The 18326-nt window shown below is 63.1% G+C and carries 18 protein-coding genes; 13 read left to right on the forward strand and 5 right to left on the reverse strand.

The window, feature by feature from the left end; genetic code table 11:
• On the forward strand, window positions 1-226 hold a 226-nt coding region (locus AWB74_RS47255; protein WP_235024584.1), incomplete at its 5' end, for a hypothetical protein.
• Here AWB74_RS47255 and AWB74_RS15005 read toward each other — a convergent pair.
• The 3 genes from AWB74_RS15005 to AWB74_RS15015 form a co-directional block, all read right to left on the reverse strand.
• Window positions 210-797, reverse strand: a complete 588-nt coding sequence (locus AWB74_RS15005) for an amino acid kinase family protein (protein ID WP_061147550.1) — start codon at window positions 795-797, stop codon at window positions 210-212. The genes AWB74_RS47255 and AWB74_RS15005 overlap by 17 nt on opposite strands.
• A 75-nt stretch (window positions 798-872) precedes the next feature.
• Window positions 873-2000, reverse strand: coding sequence for a hydantoinase/oxoprolinase family protein (locus AWB74_RS15010; RefSeq protein ID WP_061147551.1), 1128 nt, complete (start codon window positions 1998-2000; stop codon window positions 873-875).
• On the reverse strand, window positions 1997-3037 hold the full coding sequence (locus tag AWB74_RS15015) for an ATP-grasp domain-containing protein (protein WP_061147705.1): 1041 nt from the start codon (window positions 3035-3037) through the stop codon (window positions 1997-1999). The genes AWB74_RS15010 and AWB74_RS15015 overlap by 4 nt, the downstream gene beginning before the upstream one ends.
• 13 nt (window positions 3038-3050) lie before the next feature.
• Between AWB74_RS15015 and AWB74_RS15020 the strand changes: the two genes are divergently transcribed.
• From AWB74_RS15020 to AWB74_RS15075, 11 genes are all read left to right on the forward strand, one after another.
• Window positions 3051-3800, forward strand: a complete 750-nt coding sequence (locus AWB74_RS15020) for a HisA/HisF-related TIM barrel protein (protein ID WP_061147552.1) — start codon at window positions 3051-3053, stop codon at window positions 3798-3800.
• Between the two features lie 789 nt (window positions 3801-4589).
• Complete coding sequence (locus AWB74_RS15030; RefSeq protein ID WP_061147553.1) at window positions 4590-5852, forward strand: molybdopterin-binding domain-containing protein; 1263 nt, start codon at window positions 4590-4592, stop codon at window positions 5850-5852.
• Window positions 5849-7543 (forward strand): formylmethanofuran dehydrogenase subunit A, encoded by a 1695-nt coding sequence (locus AWB74_RS15035; RefSeq protein ID WP_061147554.1) that lies wholly within the window; start codon window positions 5849-5851, stop codon window positions 7541-7543. The genes AWB74_RS15030 and AWB74_RS15035 overlap by 4 nt, the downstream gene beginning before the upstream one ends.
• A gap of 3 nt (window positions 7544-7546) precedes the next feature.
• Entirely contained in the window at window positions 7547-8488 is a 942-nt protein-coding gene (gene fhcD / locus AWB74_RS15040) for a formylmethanofuran--tetrahydromethanopterin N-formyltransferase (protein WP_061147555.1), read from the forward strand.
• A complete protein-coding gene (locus AWB74_RS15045) occupies window positions 8485-9306 on the forward strand; it encodes a formylmethanofuran dehydrogenase subunit C (RefSeq protein ID WP_061147556.1) in 822 nt (273 codons plus the stop codon). Before fhcD ends, AWB74_RS15045 begins: the two co-directional genes overlap by 4 nt.
• Window positions 9307-9352: 46 nt before the next feature.
• The gene (locus tag AWB74_RS15050; RefSeq protein ID WP_061147557.1) at window positions 9353-9925 is read left to right on the forward strand and encodes a cytochrome b; all 573 of its coding nucleotides are present in this window, start codon (window positions 9353-9355) and stop codon (window positions 9923-9925) included.
• Window positions 9922-10842 (forward strand): pyrroloquinoline quinone biosynthesis protein PqqB, encoded by a 921-nt coding sequence (gene pqqB, locus AWB74_RS15055; protein ID WP_061147706.1) that lies wholly within the window; start codon window positions 9922-9924, stop codon window positions 10840-10842. Before AWB74_RS15050 ends, pqqB begins: the two co-directional genes overlap by 4 nt.
• A 23-nt stretch (window positions 10843-10865) precedes the next feature.
• On the forward strand, window positions 10866-11612 hold the full coding sequence (gene pqqC / locus AWB74_RS15060; RefSeq protein WP_061147707.1) for a pyrroloquinoline-quinone synthase PqqC: 747 nt from the start codon (window positions 10866-10868) through the stop codon (window positions 11610-11612).
• Window positions 11609-11917 carry a pyrroloquinoline quinone biosynthesis peptide chaperone PqqD gene (gene pqqD, locus AWB74_RS15065; protein ID WP_061147558.1) on the forward strand — a complete coding sequence of 103 codons (309 nt, stop codon included), beginning with the start codon at window positions 11609-11611 and terminating at the stop codon, window positions 11915-11917. Before pqqC ends, pqqD begins: the two co-directional genes overlap by 4 nt.
• A gap of 4 nt (window positions 11918-11921) precedes the next feature.
• Window positions 11922-13118, forward strand: coding sequence for a pyrroloquinoline quinone biosynthesis protein PqqE (pqqE, locus tag AWB74_RS15070; protein WP_061147559.1), 1197 nt, complete (start codon window positions 11922-11924; stop codon window positions 13116-13118).
• Window positions 13115-13807 (forward strand): response regulator, encoded by a 693-nt coding sequence (locus AWB74_RS15075; protein WP_061147560.1) that lies wholly within the window; start codon window positions 13115-13117, stop codon window positions 13805-13807. Before pqqE ends, AWB74_RS15075 begins: the two co-directional genes overlap by 4 nt.
• Here AWB74_RS15075 and AWB74_RS15080 read toward each other — a convergent pair.
• Entirely contained in the window at window positions 13735-14766 is a 1032-nt protein-coding gene (locus tag AWB74_RS15080) for an ATP-binding protein (protein WP_061147708.1), read from the reverse strand. The genes AWB74_RS15075 and AWB74_RS15080 overlap by 73 nt on opposite strands.
• Before the next feature lie 176 nt (window positions 14767-14942).
• Here AWB74_RS15080 and AWB74_RS15085 point away from each other — a divergent pair, with 176 nt between their 5' ends.
• The gene (locus AWB74_RS15085) at window positions 14943-17294 is read left to right on the forward strand and encodes a TonB-dependent receptor (RefSeq protein ID WP_061147709.1); all 2352 of its coding nucleotides are present in this window, start codon (window positions 14943-14945) and stop codon (window positions 17292-17294) included.
• 21 nt (window positions 17295-17315) lie between these two features.
• Here AWB74_RS15085 and AWB74_RS15090 read toward each other — a convergent pair whose 3' ends face one another.
• Window positions 17316-18317: a glycosyltransferase family 2 protein gene (locus tag AWB74_RS15090; RefSeq protein WP_061147561.1), complete on the reverse strand. Its 1002-nt coding sequence runs from the start codon at window positions 18315-18317 to the stop codon at window positions 17316-17318.
• Window positions 18318-18326 lie beyond the last annotated feature (9 nt).

The raw sequence follows: 18326 nt of genomic DNA on the forward strand, positions 1-18326 counted from the left end.
TGACGAATTCGAGGCGAAGTTGCATGGTGTTTTGCGGGTTCCAAGGCATGGTCAGTCCAGGCATTTCGATGCCCAAAGTGTCAACCATGTCCCCGCCAAATCTGTCAACTATGTCCCCGGTCTATACACAGCAGCAAAGAAAGTGACTGCCGCCCCGCATAGGGGCGAAGCTAATAAACCAATACGAAATCGGGATCCGGCGAAAAACCTCAAACCGCCACATTAAGCAACCGATCCCTCATGACCAAAGCATCGCCCTTATTAAAAACCTCAACAACATAATTCGCATCCCGCACATAAGCAGGAAACCGTCGATCCAAAACGCCCTTCGCTGCGAGCGACTCAACCGACGCATCCCCATCGACCTCACAAGACTTAACGATCATCAACCGCTCAGCATTGAGCGAAGACGAAAGCCACGCGGCAAGCGAATCCGAAGTGGTATCCCAGTTGGTCATCGAATCCGGCGTCGCACGCATCAAATCCGTCGGCACCCAAACCGCAACCCGCCCATCCCGCAACGCACGCCGAATGCGATTCTCATTCGACGCCAGCACGAGTTCCGGCACCACGCCCTGCATCAGAATCGCGTACTGCGCCATCGCGAGCAGACACATGTTGTGCGCGGCAAGATCGTCGAATTGCCATTCGCGCTGATACTGCCGCACCGCGTCCGCAAAATCGCCGCCGCCCGGCACGATCACGACGCGCCCTCCGCCCACTTCCCAAAGCCGCGTCAACCACTCGCGCAGCGCCGGGTCGTGACCGAGGCTACCCCCGATCTTCACCACCCACATGGTTCTTTTCCTCGTTCGATCATGCCGCCGGGCCACGCACCCGGTTCCATACCGCTCGCCGTACCTCACCCACCGTCACGCGGCACGCGGCGATGCTTCGTTGCCCGCCGCGCGATTCGTACCCACCATCGCCGCCAGCAACGCCACCGCCACGCTCGGCGCGCACGTCGATACCCATTCGGCACGCGCCGCATCATCGTCCGGCACGCCTGCGATCCGCGCAAAGTCGATATAGCCGCGCGCCTCCTGCCGCGCGAGCGCCGCCGCCAGAAAACGCCCGCATCCCGCGCCGACGATCGGTGCCGCCGCAAGCGCCGCGTCCTGCGCGGTCACGCGCGCCAGATTCGTCTCGAGCGTGCGCAACTGCTCGTGCCGCCAGGTCTGCGCGAAACGCCGCCATTCACCATCGCTCGCATCGGCGGCGTCGCGGCCGATCATCCGCGCAATCCGTGCGCGACTCGCGGCCTCGGTCTTCGGCCCGTTGTCGGCGCTCGGATGCTGGTCGTGTTCAGGCCACAATTCGCCCGTCAGACGATAGACGTCCGCGGTCGTCGCGAACCATTCGTTCATCACGCCGGCCGTCTCGCCGCGAAACGCGATGCGATGCGCCACCCCGCACAACGGCGTGCGCACGACGCCCTGATAGACCAGCTCGCCGGTGATGAGCCGCCCGGCATCGTTCGCACCGCGCGCAACGACGCGTCCGCCGACGATCGGAATGATGTCGGTCGTCGTGCTGCCGATATCGACGAGCACCGCATCGGGCACGCAGGTCGCGACCCATTGCGCCGTCGCGAGCCAGTTCGCCGATGCCACCTTGCGCCAGCCGTCCGCGCACGCCGAGCGCGCGAGCCAGCCGCCTTGTTCGTTCCCGCCCGCGAAGAACATCGTGCGCGGCCCGAGCCGTTGCGCGAGCACGCGCGTGAGCGTGCGGACGCCCTCTGCGCGATCGGCGAACAGATCGACCATCTCGCCGGTCATCGTGACGGCATGACGCGCGGTTGCATCGGCGGCGCCGGGCCAGCGTTCGAACACGGCGTCGATCACGCGCTCCAGATGCGCGATGCCCTGCCACAACGGACACGCCCATTGCGCGACGTCCGCGAGCGCACCCGCGCGCGTGGTCACCGATACCTTGACGTGCGCGCCGCCCACGTCCCAGCCGAACACCGGCGCATCATTCGAAGCCGACGATGACGTCATGACGACGCTCCGCCAACCGCGCGCAGCAATCCGGCATCGCCGTCGAAGCCGGGCACGCGATGCGCGGCGAGCAGCTCCGCCGCGAGATTTTTCCCGCCGCGCCGGCTGAGTTCCGCATACGCGACCGTCAGGCGCGGATTCACCTCGATCACGACCGGCCCGCGCTCGTGATGCCACACGACATCGATGCCGACGAAACCGCGCAAGCCCGGAAACGCCTCCGCGACGCGCAGCGCGAGCCGCTCGAGCGCGCGTCCTTGCGGGCCATGCCGGTCGATACGATCGACGTCGACGCCGTCGAACTGCACGATGCGCTCGCGCCGTCCGGAGCCCGCCGCATCCGACATGCCGATGCGCTGCCGGTTGATGCTGACGAGCCGCGCGAGCCGCTCGCGGCAGATGAGCGACAGACTCAGCGGCTCGCCATCGATCCATTCCTGCAGCACGGGATTGCGGCCCGCCGCCGCGCGCGTCTGGTACTCCGCGCGCGCGGCGGCGAGATCGTCGTAGACGTAGGTGTCGAGGCCACCGGCGCCGTCGTCGGGCTTGACGACCCAGCGGCGTCCGAGGCCGGCCGTCGCGTGATCCGGTTCGAGCGCGGGCGTCGCGGCAATGCTGCGCGCGGCGAGGCACGCGGCCGTCGCGCTCTTGCTCGATGCCGCGCGGATCGCTTCCTTCGCGCAGCCGAGCCAGCGCGCCTGGCCGACGGCATCGTGGAGCTTGAGCAGCAGGCCGTCGCATTCGGGCGCGACGATCCAGGCATAGTCATGTTCGCGCGCGATGCGGGCGACGAAGGCCGTGACCGGCTCGCCCGGCTGCGCACGCACGAAGCCGGCATCGTCGCCGGTCTGTTCGAAGCGCGAACTCGCGACGGTCACGCCGATGCCCGGCAGTGCGCGCAGATCGGCGGCGATGGCGTCGCGCATCACGCGGCCTTCGACGATCAGCGCGGAGAGGTCGGCGAGGCTGCCTTCGCCTGCCGCGTCCGGATCGATGCCGCCGCCGGTGAGATACTCGAATACGAAGATCTTGGTCAAAGGAAAGCCATCCATGCAGGTGATACCCGTTCTCGATCTGCTCGACGGTCACGCGGTGCGCGCGGTGCGCGGCGAGCGTTCGCGTTATCGGCCGATCCGGTCTTCGTTGTGCGCGACGAGCGATCCGGTTGCGATCGCCCGCGCGCTCGTCGATGCTACTGGCGCGCGCACGTTGTACGTCGCCGATCTCGGCGCGATCCTTTCGCGCGGCGCGCACGACCATGCGCTCGCCGCCCTCTGCGATGCCCTCGGCGACGGCTTTTGCATCTGGCTCGACGCGGGCTTCACCGCGTTTTCACCGATGCGCGCCTTGGTCGAACGCATCGTGCGCCTGACGCGATCGGCCACGCCTGCCGTGATCGTGCCCGTGTTCGGCACCGAGACGCTGCTCGACATGGGCGCGATCGCCGAGGCTGCGGCGAGCGGCTTCGAACCGATCCTGTCGCTCGACTATCGCGGCGGGCGCGCGCTCGGTTCCGCGCTTGACTCAGCGCATGTCGAGAGTGCGTGGTGGCCGTCGCGTGTGATCGTGATGACGCTCGATCACGTGGGCGCGAATGCCGGGCCCGATCTCTCTACCTTTGCTTCCGCCCAGGCGCTCGCCGGTGCTCGCTCGTTGATCGGCGCAGGAGGCGTCCGCTATGACGCCGATCTCGTTCGTTGCGCTCATGCCGGCGCGGCTGCGTGGCTCGTTGCTTCCGCTATTCACGATGGGACTTTGTTTCGTCACGATGTGTCGGGCGGGGCCTCGTCGGAGGCTTGAACTCAATATTTGTGCCAATGGTGTTGGGGACTAGGTTGCCGTGGGCTCGCTTGGGACGGACCTGTTGCATCCGGTGGTGCATGGGTGACAGTGTGTTGCAATGCGGAGCAGTTTTCTTCTTTGCCGGATCCCGTGTTCGTGTCGGTTTATTAGCTTCGCCCCTATGCGGGGCGGCAGTCACTTTCTTTGCTGCTGCAAAGAAAGTAACCAAAGAAAGCAGCTATCCCCAGCCTAAGCACTTCACGCCGGCCGCGGCACAGGCGATCGAACTAATGGCCCCCAGAGTAGCGAGTGTTCTCGAAGGTCTGTTGCGGCGTGGACCGCGCACGGTCTGACAAACCGTGACTTTGAGCGCGCTGGTTCAGCACGAAATAGCTTCGGCACAGCGCTGCGCGCTGCCGACGGGTCTGCAAGGGAAACCAACTGTGGGCGTAGCAAATGCGCGGGCTCACGCAAACCCGATTGACCGGTCAGCCGCGAAGCGGGCTGGAGCTAAATGGTGCTGAACCAGAAAGTCGTGCGGTGCGACGAGTCAGACCGTGCGCGATCCAAGCCCGGTGAGACCTCTGAGGGCACTCGCTACTCTGGGTTCCATTCAGCCAATCGCCTGTGCCGCGGCCGGTATGAAGTGCTTAGGCTGGGGATAGCTGTTTCTTTGGTTACTTTCTTTGCAGCAGCAAAGAAAGTGACTGCCGCCCCGCATAGGGGCAACGCTAATAAACCAACCTGAATTCGGGATCCGGCAAGAGAGCAAAAAAATCGGCATAAACCTTGCTCGCAGCCATAGCCATGCACGATTCCCTCACTAAAAAGAACCCACAGCCGTCAGCAGAACCACTTCCCTGGACCTGTCCGTTCTGCCCCTTGCTATGCGACGACATCACGCTCGCGCGTACCGACGACCAGCGCCTCGCAGCGCCCCACACCGCCTGCCCGCGCCTGACAGAATCACTTGCCCGCTTCGATCCGAAGCAAGCAAACACACCACCCGCAATCGACGGTCACGCCACCGATCTCGCGTCGGCGCTCTCGCAAGCCGGATCGATCCTGTCAGCCGCACGGCGGCCGCTTTTCGGCGGACTCGCGACCGACGTAGCCGGCGCACGCGCACTCTATGAACTGGCCGCGCATTGCGGCGCAATCCTCGATCATCTGCACGGCGACACGCTCGCCGACACCAACCGCGCCCTGCAAGACCGCGGCGTGTTCTTCACCACGCTCTCCGAAATCCGCTCGCGGGCCGATCTCATCGTCGTGTTCGCATGCGCGCCATCGCGGCGCTATCCACGCTTCTACGAGCGCGTCATCGCCCAAGAGCGCGATGTAAGCATCGTATTCGTCGGATGTGATGTCGATCCAGACAGCCCGCAAGCCGAATCGATCCTGCCCGGCACCGATCCCTTCGATACGCTCGCGCTCTGGTCCGCGCACATCAAAGGCGGACGCCCAATCGCTTCGACGGAACTCACCACACTCACCGAACGCATCAATAAAGCGCATTACACCGCCTTCATCTACGAGCCCTCGGCGCTGCCGACGCAACACGCCGCGCTCGCCATCGAAGCGCTGCAACGCATCGTCAAGGCGATCAACCGCACCGCGCGCGCAGGCGCACTCGCGCTGACCGGCGACGACGGCGCGCTGTCCGTCAATCAGGCGATCACATGGCTGTCCGGCTTCCCGCTGCGCACGCGCGTCGCGTATGGATTGCCACTCGATCACGATGCGCATCGCTATCGCACGGAAACCCTTTTGAAGCGCAATGAAATCGATGCGCTCGTCTGGATCTCGAGCTTCGCGCCCGAGCCACTGCCCGCATCGCTCAGTGACACCGTGCCCGCCATCATCCTCGGCCATCCGTCGACGACACTGCCCGCACGTCAGGCTCCGACCGTGTTCATTCCCGTGGCGACGCCGGGCATCGACAGCGGCGGACACCTCTTTCGTGTCGATACATCCGTGGTCGCGCCGCTCGCCGCCGCACGCGAAAGCGTGTTGCCGACGGTCGCATCGATCGCAACGCAGCTCGCGCAGGCAAGGAGGCCGCAATGAGCGTCACGCGCTTGCGAGGCGGCACGCTCTACGATCCGGCGAACGGCATCGACGGCGTGAAGCGCGACGTTTATATCCGCGATGGCCGCATCGTCGATGACGCTTCGAACGAAAGCATCGAACACGATTTCGACGCGAGCGGCATGATCGTCATGGCAGGCGGCATCGATCTGCATTCGCATATCGGCGGCGGCAAGACGAATCTGTCGCGCCTGCTCTTGCCCGAAGATCATCGCGACGATCCACGCGCCGTGCCCGATCGCCCCAACGAAGGCCGCTACATGCGCCTGCCTTCGTGCGGCGTCTGCGCGCCGGGCACGCTCGCGGCCGGTTATCGCTATGCGGAAATGGGCTATACGGCCGCGTTCGAGCCCGCGATGATCGCATCGAACGCGCGCCACGCGCATCTGGAAATGGGCGATACGCCGATCATCGATCACGGCGCCTACGTGATGATGGGTAACGACGAGCTCTTCCTGCAAATGCTCGCCGCGAAGGAAGACTTCGGGCGCCTGCGCGATTACGTCGGCTGGACGATCGATTCGAGCAAGGCGCTCGGCGTGAAAGTCGTGAATCCAGGCGGCATCTCGGCGTTCAAGTTCAATCAGCGTTCGCTCGATGTCGATGAACAACACACGCATTACGGCATCACGCCGCGCGACGTATTGAAGACGCTCACGCGCGCGCTCACCGATCTGCGCGTGCCGCATCCGCTGCATGTGCACGCGAGCAATCTGGGCGTGCCGGGCAATATCGATTCGACGATACGGACGATGGACACCGCAGAAGGCCTGCCCATTCATCTGACGCATATCCAGTTCCACAGCTACGGCACCGAAGGCCCGCGCAAATTCTCGTCGGGCGCGCGCGCGATCGCCGAAGCGGTGAACGCGCGGCCCAACGTGACCATCGATGTCGGTCAGATCATTTTCGGTCAGACCGTCACCGCGTCCGGCGACACGATGATGCAGTTCAAGAACGCGCCAATGGCCCGGCCGCGCAAATGGATTCTCGGCGATATCGAATGCGATGCAGGCTGCGGCATCGTGCCGTTCAAGTATCGCGAGCAAAGTTATGTGAATGCGCTGCAATGGATCATCGGGCTGGAGATCTTTCTGCTCGTTGACGATCCGTGGCGCGTGTCGATGACGACCGATCATCCGAACGGCGCGCCATTCACGAGCTATCCGCATCTGATCCGTCTGTTGATGGATAAATCGTTTCGCGATGAACAGCTCGACAAGCTTCACGCCGATGCCAAAACCGCGAGCGCCTTGAGCGAAATCACGCGCGAGTTCTCGCTGTACGACATCGCGATCATCACGCGCGCCGGTCCCGCGAAACTGCTGGGTTTGAAGGATCGCGGTCATCTCGGCGCGGGCGCGGCGGCGGATATCGCCGTGTATCGCGACGACGCCGATCGCGAGCGCATGTTCACGTCGCCCGCATTCGTGTTCAAAGATGGTGAACTGATCGCGCGCGACGGCACGCTGCTCGCGACGCCCACCGGCGGCATCCATTTCGTGCGGCCCGACTACGACCGCGCGATCGAAAAGCGCGTGCGCGACTATGCGCAGGCGAATCTCGCGACGCGCTTCGAGAACATCGCGATCGGCGACGACGAAATCTGCACATGCTGCAACGGCGGGCGGCTCTTGCCCGTCGCGTGCTTCGCGGCGAGCGGGAGTTGAGGCATGGTCATCAACGACACGCAGATCGACGACACCTTCGCCGAAGCCTTCCCGATGAAGGCGACGCGCCTCGTCATCACCGCGCATTCGCCGACATGGGCGCGGCACGCGGCCAATTCGCTGACGGGTTTCGCCACATCCGTCATCGATTGCGGCTGCGAGGCGGGCGTCGAACGCGATCTGTCCGGCGATGAAACGCCCGACGGAAGACCGGGCGTATCCGTGCTGATCTTCGCGATATCGTCGAAGGAACTCGCCAAGCAGATCGCGCGGCGCGTCGGGCAATGCGTGCTGACGTGCCCGACCACGGCCGTTTATGGCGGGATCGATCCGGCGAACACGCGCGCGCCGCTCTCCGACAACGCACCGCTCGGCGCGGGCCTGCGTTTTTTCGGCGACGGCTATCAAATATCGAAAGTACTGGACGGCACGCGTTACTGGCGCGTGCCCGTGATGGACGGCGAGTTCGTCTGCGAGGAATTCACCGCGACGGTGAAAGCGGTCGGCGGCGGCAATCTGCTCTTTCTCGCGCGCGATATCGACAGTGCGTTGCACGCCGCCGAATCCGCCGTCGCCGCGATGCATCGTCTGCCTAATGTCATCACGCCGTTTCCGGGCGGCGTCGTGCGCTCGGGCTCGAAGATCGGCTCGAAGTACGCGGGCGCGACGGCCTCCACGAACGATGCGTTCTGCCCGACGCTCGTCGGTTTGTCGAAGAAAAGCGAACTGACGCCGGATATCGCGTGCGTGCTCGAAATCGTGATCGACGGCCTCACCGATGCCGATGTCGGCGCTGCAATGACGGCGGGCATCGCGGCCGCGACGAAGATCGGCCGCGCGGGCGGCGTGCTGCGCATTTCCGCAGGCAATTACGGCGGCAAGCTCGGGCCCTATCACTTCAAGCTGCACGAGTTGTCGAAGGATATCGAGGGGAGCCGCGCATGAACGCCTTCGAATTGCGCGTAAAAAATGCGCCGGGCTTTCGCGTCGATGCGTCGAATTTACTGCCTGGGGTGCTTGCGTCGACTGCACCGCACGACGTACCGCGCATCGTGCTGCAAGGCGCGGGCGAAACGTGCGCGCTGGGCGATTGCTTCGATATCGCGTGGACGCAAAGCGATGCGCCATCGCTCACGATCGAAGGCGATGTGCGATGGCTCGATCGCATCGGCGCGAACATGACCGAAGGCACGCTGACGGTGCACGGCCACGCGGGCGATCATGCGGGCATGAAGATGTTCGGCGGCGAGTTGCACATTCATGGCGATGCCGGTGCATTCGCCGCGTGCGAGATGCAGGGCGGGCGGCTCGCGATTCACGGCAATGCGGGCGATTTCGCGGCAGGCGCACTGCCCGGCGACATGGAAGGCATGACGGGCGGCACGCTCACGATCCACGGCAACGCAGGCGCGCGGCTCGCGGACCGGATGCGGCGCGGCACAGTGCTCGTCGCGGGCGATGCGGGCGATTTCGCCGCGTCGCGGCTGGTCGCGGGCTCGGTCTGCATCGGCGGCAAAGTGGGCGCACACTTGGGATACGGTATGCGTCGCGGCACGGTGTTTCTGACGAACCCGCCATCTCGCCTTCCGCCGACCTTCACCGAAGGCGGCCACGGCTTCGACACGTTCTGGCTGCTCTTCACGCGCATGCTTGCAAAGGAGATCGCACCGTTTTCACAACTCGCGGGCAAGCTGTTGCCGCGACGCTACGCCGGCGATCTCGCCGTGGACGGACGCGGGGAATTGCTGATCGCCAATTCATAGCCCGGAGAGGAACAATGGACTGTTTGCTTCATACAGGAAAGATGCGATGAGCACTGCGCGGACACCCGCGACGTCGCGCGACGGCAGACCGAACGCCGCCAGCGCGCGTTATTCAGGCCCGATGATCGCGCTGCACTGGCTGATCGCCATCGCGATCATCGCGATGCTGTGCATCGGCTTCTATATGGTCGGTCTGCCGCGCGGGCTGCCGTTCAAGTCGGACCTCATCAACTTCCATAAATCGCTTGGAATCACGGTTTTCCTGCTTGTGCTGACGCGCATCCTGGTACGCCTGGCTCATGGCCGTCCGCCTCTGCCGCCGATGCCGACGTGGCAACGCGCCGCCGCGAGCATTACGCAGGCTCTTTTATACGTAGGGATGGTGGCGATGCCGCTCACCGGTTATCTCGGCTCGTCGTTCAACAAGTTCGGCACGAAGTTCTGGGGCCTCGCGCTGCCGCAATGGGGCTCGGACGACAAGCACATGCGAGAGATTTTCTTCGGCATCCACGGCTATCTCGCGTGGATCATGGCCGCGCTGGTCATCATTCATTTTCTCGGCGCGATGAAGCATCAACTGATCGATCGCGACGGTCTCCTGCGGAGGATGTGGCCTTGAAAATTCGCGTGCTCGGTTCATCGGCTGGCGGCGGCTTTCCGCAATGGAACTGCAACTGCCGCAACTGCGACGGCGTGCGGCGCGGCACCATTGCGGCGCGCGCGCGCACGCAATCGTCCATTGCTGTTACCGATAACGGCGAGGACTGGCTGCTCGTCAACGCATCGCCGGACATTCTCGCGCAGATCGCCGCGAACCCGGAATTGCAGCCCGCGCGCAAGGTGCGCGACACGGGCATCGCTGCTGTCGTCACGATGGATGCGCAGATCGATCACGTCACCGGTCTCATGATGCTGCGCGAGCGCGGCACGCCCTTGCCGCTCTATACGACCGACGCCGTGTGGCAGGACCTATCGACGGGATTTCCGATCACGTCGATTCTGTCGCATTACTGCGGCGTGGAGCACAGGCGCATCGCGCTCGATGGCGCCGCGTTCTCCGTGCCCGAGCTGCCGCGCGTGAACATCGATGCATTGCCGCTGTCGAGCAAGGCGCCGCCTTATTCGCCGCATCGCGACGCGCCGGAAACGGGCGACAACATCGGTCTCATTTTCACGAATACCGCTACGGCCAAGCGTGCGTTCTATGCACCGGGGCTGGGCGCGCTGGAGCCGCACGTGCTCGATGCGATGCGTGATGCGGACCTGTTGCTCGTCGACGGCACCGTGTGGACCGACGATGAAATGATCCGCCTCGGGCTCACGAAAAAGACGGGAAAAGACATGGGCCATCTCGCGCAGAGCGGCGCGGGCGGCATGATCGAAGTACTGGATTCGATCGATCGCAAAGGCTTGCGCAAGGTGCTGATCCATATCAACAACACGAATCCGGTCCTTATCGAAGATGGACCGGAAAGGCGCGTGTTGTCGGAGCACGGCATAGAAGTCGCGCACGACGGCATGACCTTCGAGTTATGACCTAACCATTGGAGATGCATTCGATGTTCGCACCGATGCTGAATCCCACCACAGGCCCGATCTTCACGAACGTGAGCGACGACGGCCCCGCGTGGACGCGCGATGAATTCGAGGCGCAATTGCGCGCGAAAGGCACGGCGTATCACATTCATCATCCGTTCAACGTGAAGATGAATAGCGGCGGCTGCACGAAAGAACAGATACGCGGCTGGGTCGCGAACCGCTTCTACTATCAGATCAATATTCCGCTGAAGGATGCGGCGGTGATGTCGAATTGCCCCGATCGCGAAACGCGCCGCCGCTGGGTGCTGCGCATTCTCGATCACGATGGTTATGACGATCAGCCCGGCGGCATCGAAGCATGGGCGCGGCTCGGCGATGCCGTCGGCCTCCCGCGCGACGATCTATGGTCGCTGAAACTCGTGACGCCGGGCGTGCGCTTTGCCGTCGACGCTTACGTGAACTTCGCTCGACGTGCGCCGTGGCAGGAATCCGTGTGCTCGTCGCTGACGGAAATGTTCGCGCCGCAGATTCACAAGGATCGTCTCGCGACGTGGCCTGAGCATTACAAGTGGATCGAGCCTGACGGACTCAATTATTTCCGCTCGCGCGTGTCGCTTGCACAGCGCGATGTCGAGCACGGCCTCGAAGTGACGCTCGCGCATTTCACGACGCGTCAGGAACAGCAGCGCGCGCTCGACATTCTGCAATTCAAGCTCGATATCCTCTGGACCATGCTCGATTCGATCGAAAAGGCCTTCCCGCAATGAGCGATAACCCTCCGACTCAACGAAAGCAGGAACCAGTCGAAGCGCCCGACGATTCGTTGCATCCGAAACTCAAACGCCTCTTTCGCCTGCAATGGGAACCGGCACAGGAAGCACATGTGCTGCTGTATCCCGAAGGCATGGTGAAGCTCAATCAAAGCGCCGCGCAGATTCTTCTGCGATGCGACGGCACGCGCGATATCCCCGCGCTCGTCGCGGACCTGGAAGCGGCGTTCAATGCAAGCGGCCTCGGCGACGACGTGCGGGCGTTCATCGCCGGTGCGCGTGCGCGGGGCTGGCTGGAGTAGTGTCATGACCGACTTGTCCGAACCCATCGCGAAGCCCGAACAGGAAGACGCGCCGATTGCGCCGCCCCTGTGGCTGCTCGCGGAACTGACGTATCGCTGTCCGCTGCATTGCGTGTTCTGCTACAACCCGGTGAACTACACCGATCACACGCGCGAACTCGATACCGCTCAATGGCTCGATGTCTTGCGTCAGGCGCGCGCGTTGGGTGCGGCGCAACTCGGCTTCTCCGGCGGCGAGCCGCTCTTGCGCGACGATCTCGAAACGCTCGTCGGCGAAGCGCGCAAGCTCGGCTTCTATACGAACCTCATCACGTCGGGCATCGGCCTGACGGAGAAGCGCATTGGCGCGTTGCACGATGCGGGCCTCGATCACATTCAGCTCTCGTTTCAGGACTCGTCGCAAGAACTCAACGATTTCTTGTCCAGCACGAAGACCTTCGACTACAAGAAACGCGTCGCGAATCTCATCAAGGCGCACGGCTTTCCGATGGTGCTCAACTGCGTGCTGCATCGCTATAACCTGCCGCATATCGGACGCATCATCGACATGGCGCTCGCGATGGGCGCCGAATATCTCGAGCTCGCGAACACGCAGTATTACGGCTGGGCGCATACGAATCGTGCGCAACTCATGCCGACCAAAGAACAACTCGACGAAGCGGAAGCGGTGGTCGAGCGTTATCGCAATGAAATCGGCGACAGGTGCAAGATTTTCTTCGTCGTGCCCGATTACTACGAGCGCAGGCCGAAGCGCTGCATGAACGGCTGGGGCTCGGTGTTTCTCGGCATCGCGCCCGATGGCGCCGCGCTGCCCTGTCATACCGCGCGCTCGCTGCCGGGCCTCACGTTTCCGAACGTCACCGAGATGCCGCTGAAGGACATCTGGTACGAGAGCGATGCGTTCAATCGCTTTCGCGGATTTGGCTGGATGAAGGAGCCGTGCCGCAGTTGCGATGAGAAAGCTATCGACATGGGCGGCTGCCGCTGTCAGGCGTATTTGCTCACGCAAGATCCCGCGAATGCGGACCCCGTGTGCGACAAGTCTCCGCATCACGAGCGCGTGATCGAAGTGGTGCGTGCGGCATCGATAAGACCGGAACCGCAGGAACAGCCCATCATCTTCCGCAACGATGCGAACTCGAAACGCATCGCGGCGCTCGATCGCGATAATGGTTCAGAAGAAGGAGAAGACACGCCATGATTGCCGACATCTCCGTGCTGCTCGTAGACGATCACGCCGTCGTGCGTGAGGGCTACAAGCGTCTGCTCGAACTGAGCCCCGACGTGAATGTTGCGGGCGAAGCGGCAAATGCGGCCGAGGCTTACCAGAAGTTTTGCGCGTTGCAGCCGGATGTCGTCGTGATGGATCTCGCCTTGCCCGGCGCGAGCGGCATCGAGGCGATGCGGCGCATGCTCGCGCGCGAGCCGCATGCGCATGTGCTGATCTTCAGCGTGCACGAGGAAGCGATCTTCGTGCGGCGGGCGCTCGATGCCGGTGCGCGCGGTTATGTCACGAAGGCGAGCGCGCCCGATGTGCTCGTCGAAGCGGTGCGCTCCGTCGCCCGGCGCGTGTCGTATCTGAGTCCGGATGTTTCGCAGGCGCTTGCGTTGCGCGCGAGCATTCAGGAAGGACGCCAGCTATCGGCGCGCGAGTTCGAAGTGCTGCGGCTGCTGGTGCAGGGTTATACGCTGCCGAGCATCGCGGAGAAACTCGGGTTGAGTCAGAAGACGGTGGCGAATCATCAATCCGTGATTCGTCAGAAGTTCGGTGCTGATAACGGCGTTCAACTCGCGCAGATCGCGAATCGCTTAGGGCTTCATTTCGCCGATTTCGCTTCGTCGGCGGCGGCTTCGTTCGGGCCTGAAGTCGGCAACGGCAGCCCCGCCTGAGCCGGCACGCGCGCGCAAAACAGAAAGCCCGAACCCGGCTCGCTTGCGATGTGAAACTCTCCGCCGAGCGCTTCGACCCGCTCGCGCATGCCGATCAATCCCAGTCCTTTGCGCGGCTTCGCGAGATCGACGCCGGGACCATCATCGGCCATTGTCACGACGATTTCTTCCGGCGCACGCGCCAGATAAATCTCGACGCGTGAAGTCCGCGCGAACTTCGACACGTTCGTCAGTCCTTCCTGCACGAGCCGGTACAACGTGATGTTGAGCGTATCGCTCAGATTGTCGAAATCGCCATCGACGGCCAGCGTGAACGTCGCATCCGGCAAGCGCTCGCGCCAGCCATCGACGCAATGTTCGAGCGCGGTCGGCAGGCCGAATTCATCGAGCCCGATGGGCCGCAGCTTGCGGATCATCCCGCCGATCTCGCGATACACATGCGTCGCGCTTTGCATCAGCGCAAGCGACAGCCGATGGATCTCCGCCTCGCGTTGCGCCGACAGATCGCGGATACGTCCCGCATCGAGCGACATCGCGTTGAGGTATTGGCCGAGCTCGTCGTGCAGTTCGCGCGCGAGATGGCGGCGCTCGGTTTCCTGCGCGGCGAGCGCCTGATTCGCGAGACGCCGGTTCTCGGCCAGCAGATGCTCGGCTTCTTCTTCGAGCGCACGGCGCCTCCGCACTTCCGATTGCGCCTCGCGATAACGCCGCCACGCGAACCACGCGAGGCCGAGCGCGAGCACGACGAGCGTCGGCGGCAATTCGTCGAGCTGAAAGCGCTCGGCGCTGCGCGTCCAGCGATACGCCAGCTCGCTGAAATCGAATCGTGCGAAGAGCGCGCCCGCCACGATCGTCGCGCCGAGCACGCATGAAAGATCACGCCACACAGGCGCGCGGCGCTCCGCGTCGTTCGCGTCTTTCGACTCTTTCGCGAGAGAGGGCAGGGATTCGGTCGGCATCACGGAATGCATTCTACGCACGGTGTCATCACGCGGAGCAGTAGCCGAAACGCGATTGGGAACGCTTCCCTGCGCGATCGGGAAAAGCTCCCGGTCCACGCGCCCGTTCTTATGCGACGCTTTCATTGAAAGAAACTTTCCTTTCGCGTGGATCAAAAATAGAAGAGGAGACGATGATGAAGAGCATGCCGCGCAAGCCCGCGCACGCGCATCCGTTCAAACCCCGAGCAGGGCTGCGGCTCGTGTTCGGCAGCGCGGTCGCGAGCATCACGGTGGCCGCGTGGGCGCAGACACCGCCGGCCGGCACCGCCGAAGCGCCCGCGCCGGCGTCGGCAACCGTCGCGCAGGCCGAGACGCCGCCGAATACGGAATTGCCTTCGATCATCGTCGTCGGGACCACGCCGCTCGTCGGCGTCGGCACGCCGCTCGAAAAAGTGCCCGCCAACGTGCAGACGATCAAGGGCGCGGATATCGAAGCGCAGCATACGCCGACCATTACGAACTATCTGGAGAAGAACGTCGTCAGCGTCGATACCAACGACGCGCAAGGCAACCCGTGGCAGACCGACATCAACTATCGCGGCTTCACGGCGTCGCCGCTGCTCGGCACGCCGCAAGGCTTGTCGGTGTTCATGGACGGCGTGCGCATCAACGAGCCCTTCGGCGATGTCGTCAACTGGGATCTGATTCCGCAGGCCGCGATCCAGACGATGCAGATCATTCCCGGCTCGAATCCGACCTTCGGCCTCAACACGCTCGGCGGCGCGGTCGCGGTGCAGACCAAGAACGGCCGCAGCAATCCCGGCGGCAACGTGGACCTGAGCTTCGGCTCGTGGGGACGCAAGTCCGCGCAGATCGAGCAAGGCGGCGTGATAGGCGATCACCTCGATTACTACTTCACCGCGAACATCCTGAATGACAACGGCTGGGCCGATCACAATTCGAGCAAGCTGCGGCAGGCATTCGGCAAGATTCGCTACACCGACGCCGATACGACCGTCTCCGTTTCGATGGGCGGCGCCGACAACACGCTGAACGGCTCGCAGACGATTCCGCGCTCGTTCATGGATAACTTCAGGCAGGCCTACACGTTCCCCGACACGAACGAAAACCAGGTCGGCTATATCACGATCAACGCCGAGCATTACATCACGCCGAATGTGCAGTTGAGCGGCAACGTGTACTACCGGCACTATCGCAACAAGAACGTGAGCTCGAACGTCAACGATGATTTCGACCCGGATGGCGACGATGCCGACGAACTCACGCAGGCCTTCAACGATCAGTCGGTGATCGTGACCGACAGCTACGGCGCGAGCCTGCAGCTCACGCTGCTCAACAAGCTGTTCGGCAAGGACAATCAGCTCATCATCGGGACGTCGGGCGACTTCGCGAATTCGCACTTCACGCAGGCATCGCAGCCGGCGGAGTTCACCGACTCTCGCGCGACCATCGGCACGGGTCCGTTCGCGCCGACGACGGACGCGAAGACGCGCAATCAGAACTGGGGCATCTACTTCGAGAACACGTTCTCCTTCAACGAGCAATGGTCGATGACGCTCGCCGGCCGCTACAACTGGGCGAAGGCCGTGATCGGCGATGAAAGCGGCGTGCAGCCGCAACTCGACGGCAATCACACGTTTTCGCGCTTCAATCCGGCGATCGGTTTCAACTGGAATCCGACGCCTTCCTTCACCGCTTATGCCACGTATAACGAAGGCATGCGCTCGCCGACGGCCATCGAACTCGCATGCGCGGACCCGGCCGCGCCCTGCTCGCTGCCAAACGATTTCATCGCCGATCCGGATCTGAAGCCGGTGATCTCGAAGACCTTCGAAATTGGCGCACGCGGGCGTATCGGCAGCCATACGACGTGGAGCGCGGCCGCCTACAGCACGACGCTCACCGACGACATCCAGTTCATCAGCGCCCAGGGCGCGGGAAGCAATCTCGGCTATTTTCAGAACGTCGGCAAGACGCGGCGGCAAGGCTTCGAGCTCGCGGGCCGTACGCAATGGGGACCCGTGGGCGTCGCTGCAAGCTACAGCTATGTGAACGCGACGTATCGCTCGACGTGGAGCGAAAGCAGCGCAAGCAATTCGAGCGCGGACGATGACGGCAACATCACCGTCCATTCCGGCGATCGCATTCCGGGGATTCCGGCCAACACCGTGAAAGTACGCCTCGACTACAACCCGATCTCGAGCTGGAATATCGGCACGAATCTCACGTATCGCAGCAATATCTTCGCGCGCGGCGACGAGAACAATCAGGACGTGAACGGGAGCGTGGCGGGTTATTTCATCATCGATCTCGACACGACCTACAACGTGACCAAGCAGTTGCAGGTCTACGCGACGGTGAAGAACCTGCTGAACAAGCGCTACGCGAACTTCGCGATTCTCGGCGAAAACTTCTTCGACGGGCCGAACCATACGTTCAACAACGGCGCGACGGTCAACGAGCAGTTTCTCGGCGTGGGCGCGCCGCGCGGCGTGTGGGTGGGGATGCGGTATGCGTGGAAGTGAGGCGGCTTAAAGGCACGCCGTTTATTCCTGATACGACTTCCACGGAATGCCGCGGGCGTTGATCCCTTCCCACATCGCGACGTTGCATTGGTGCTTGTCCTCGTCGCTGCGCGGATGTATTTGATCCAGTTGCCCCGACGCTTGATGAAGCAAGCCGAGAAGTCCGCCTTCGAGCTGCGCCGGATTCGCGCCCCAGCGCAAATCGATCTCCGATATGGCAACCCCGACGGAGCGATGCAGCGCCAGAGCGCCGTTCATGTCCAGGCCGGACTCGAGCGGATGCGCGTGAAGCATGCACAAGTTGGCGACATCATGCCCCGTCACCCGCGGGAAGAACGCTGGCAGGATGCGCGCATACAGGCGAATCTTGGCCTTGTACAACGCCAGCCGGTCCAGATTGAGCGACGTCATGCCGCGATGAATCCGATAGCGGGTGAGCGCTTCCGGCAGATTCGCGAAGCGTGCGCCGCACAGCATGCAATCGAACCAGAAGCCGAGATCGTCGACGATATCGAGATTCGGATCGTAGCGAATGCCGTGTCGCTGGACAAACTCGCGACGGAACATGGTGCTCGGATTGGCGATATAAGCGCAGGCAATCACGAAGCGCGCCTTGATGCTCGCGTCGTCGAGCGGGAACTCACTCAGGAAATCGTCCTCGTCGAAATGCCGGATCTGCGTGCCGATGACCGTGACATCCGGATGTGCATCGAGAAAACCTGCCTGCTTGCTCAGACGGCCCGGCTCTGCGATGTCGTCATGATCGATACGCGCGATGTATTCACCGCGGCACAAGTCGAAGGCCCGGTTCGCGTTGGCCGGACGCCCCTGATTCTGTTCGAGCGGAAAGATGCGGATGCGCGGATCGCTCAGGCTCCGCACGAGATCGAGAGTCGAGTCGGTGCTGGCGTCGTCGAGAACGAGAATCTCGAAGTCCGCGTCCTGACGCAGAAGCGACTGCAAGGTTTCGACTATGTGCTCCTGCGCATTGAATGTCGGGACGACTACAGATACTTTCGGCATGGTTCGGTC

Origin of the sequence: Caballeronia arvi (assembly GCF_001544695.2) — a bacterium.
Classification (GTDB): Bacteria; Pseudomonadota; Gammaproteobacteria; order Burkholderiales; family Burkholderiaceae; genus Caballeronia; species Caballeronia arvi.

What these genes read in the sequence shown, in the direction of transcription:
- AWB74_RS15005 (WP_061147550.1), bottom strand. Translation starts at nt 797, where the DNA reads ATGTGGGTGGTGAAGATCGGGGGTAGCCTCGGTCACGACCCGGCGCTG.
- AWB74_RS15010 (WP_061147551.1), bottom strand. Translation starts at nt 2,000, where the DNA reads ATGACGTCATCGTCGGCTTCGAATGATGCGCCGGTGTTCGGCTGGGAC.
- AWB74_RS15020 (WP_061147552.1), top strand. Translation starts at nt 3,051, where the DNA reads ATGCAGGTGATACCCGTTCTCGATCTGCTCGACGGTCACGCGGTGCGC.
- AWB74_RS15030 (WP_061147553.1), top strand. Translation starts at nt 4,590, where the DNA reads ATGCACGATTCCCTCACTAAAAAGAACCCACAGCCGTCAGCAGAACCA.
- AWB74_RS15035 (WP_061147554.1), top strand. Translation starts at nt 5,849, where the DNA reads ATGAGCGTCACGCGCTTGCGAGGCGGCACGCTCTACGATCCGGCGAAC.
- fhcD (WP_061147555.1), top strand. Translation starts at nt 7,547, where the DNA reads ATGGTCATCAACGACACGCAGATCGACGACACCTTCGCCGAAGCCTTC.
- AWB74_RS15045 (WP_061147556.1), top strand. Translation starts at nt 8,485, where the DNA reads ATGAACGCCTTCGAATTGCGCGTAAAAAATGCGCCGGGCTTTCGCGTC.
- AWB74_RS15050 (WP_061147557.1), top strand. Translation starts at nt 9,353, where the DNA reads ATGAGCACTGCGCGGACACCCGCGACGTCGCGCGACGGCAGACCGAAC.
- pqqC (WP_061147707.1), top strand. Translation starts at nt 10,866, where the DNA reads ATGTTCGCACCGATGCTGAATCCCACCACAGGCCCGATCTTCACGAAC.
- pqqD (WP_061147558.1), top strand. Translation starts at nt 11,609, where the DNA reads ATGAGCGATAACCCTCCGACTCAACGAAAGCAGGAACCAGTCGAAGCG.
- pqqE (WP_061147559.1), top strand. Translation starts at nt 11,922, where the DNA reads ATGACCGACTTGTCCGAACCCATCGCGAAGCCCGAACAGGAAGACGCG.
- AWB74_RS15075 (WP_061147560.1), top strand. Translation starts at nt 13,115, where the DNA reads ATGATTGCCGACATCTCCGTGCTGCTCGTAGACGATCACGCCGTCGTG.
- AWB74_RS15080 (WP_061147708.1), bottom strand. Translation starts at nt 14,766, where the DNA reads ATGCCGACCGAATCCCTGCCCTCTCTCGCGAAAGAGTCGAAAGACGCG.
- AWB74_RS15085 (WP_061147709.1), top strand. Translation starts at nt 14,943, where the DNA reads ATGAAGAGCATGCCGCGCAAGCCCGCGCACGCGCATCCGTTCAAACCC.
- AWB74_RS15090 (WP_061147561.1), bottom strand. Translation starts at nt 18,317, where the DNA reads ATGCCGAAAGTATCTGTAGTCGTCCCGACATTCAATGCGCAGGAGCAC.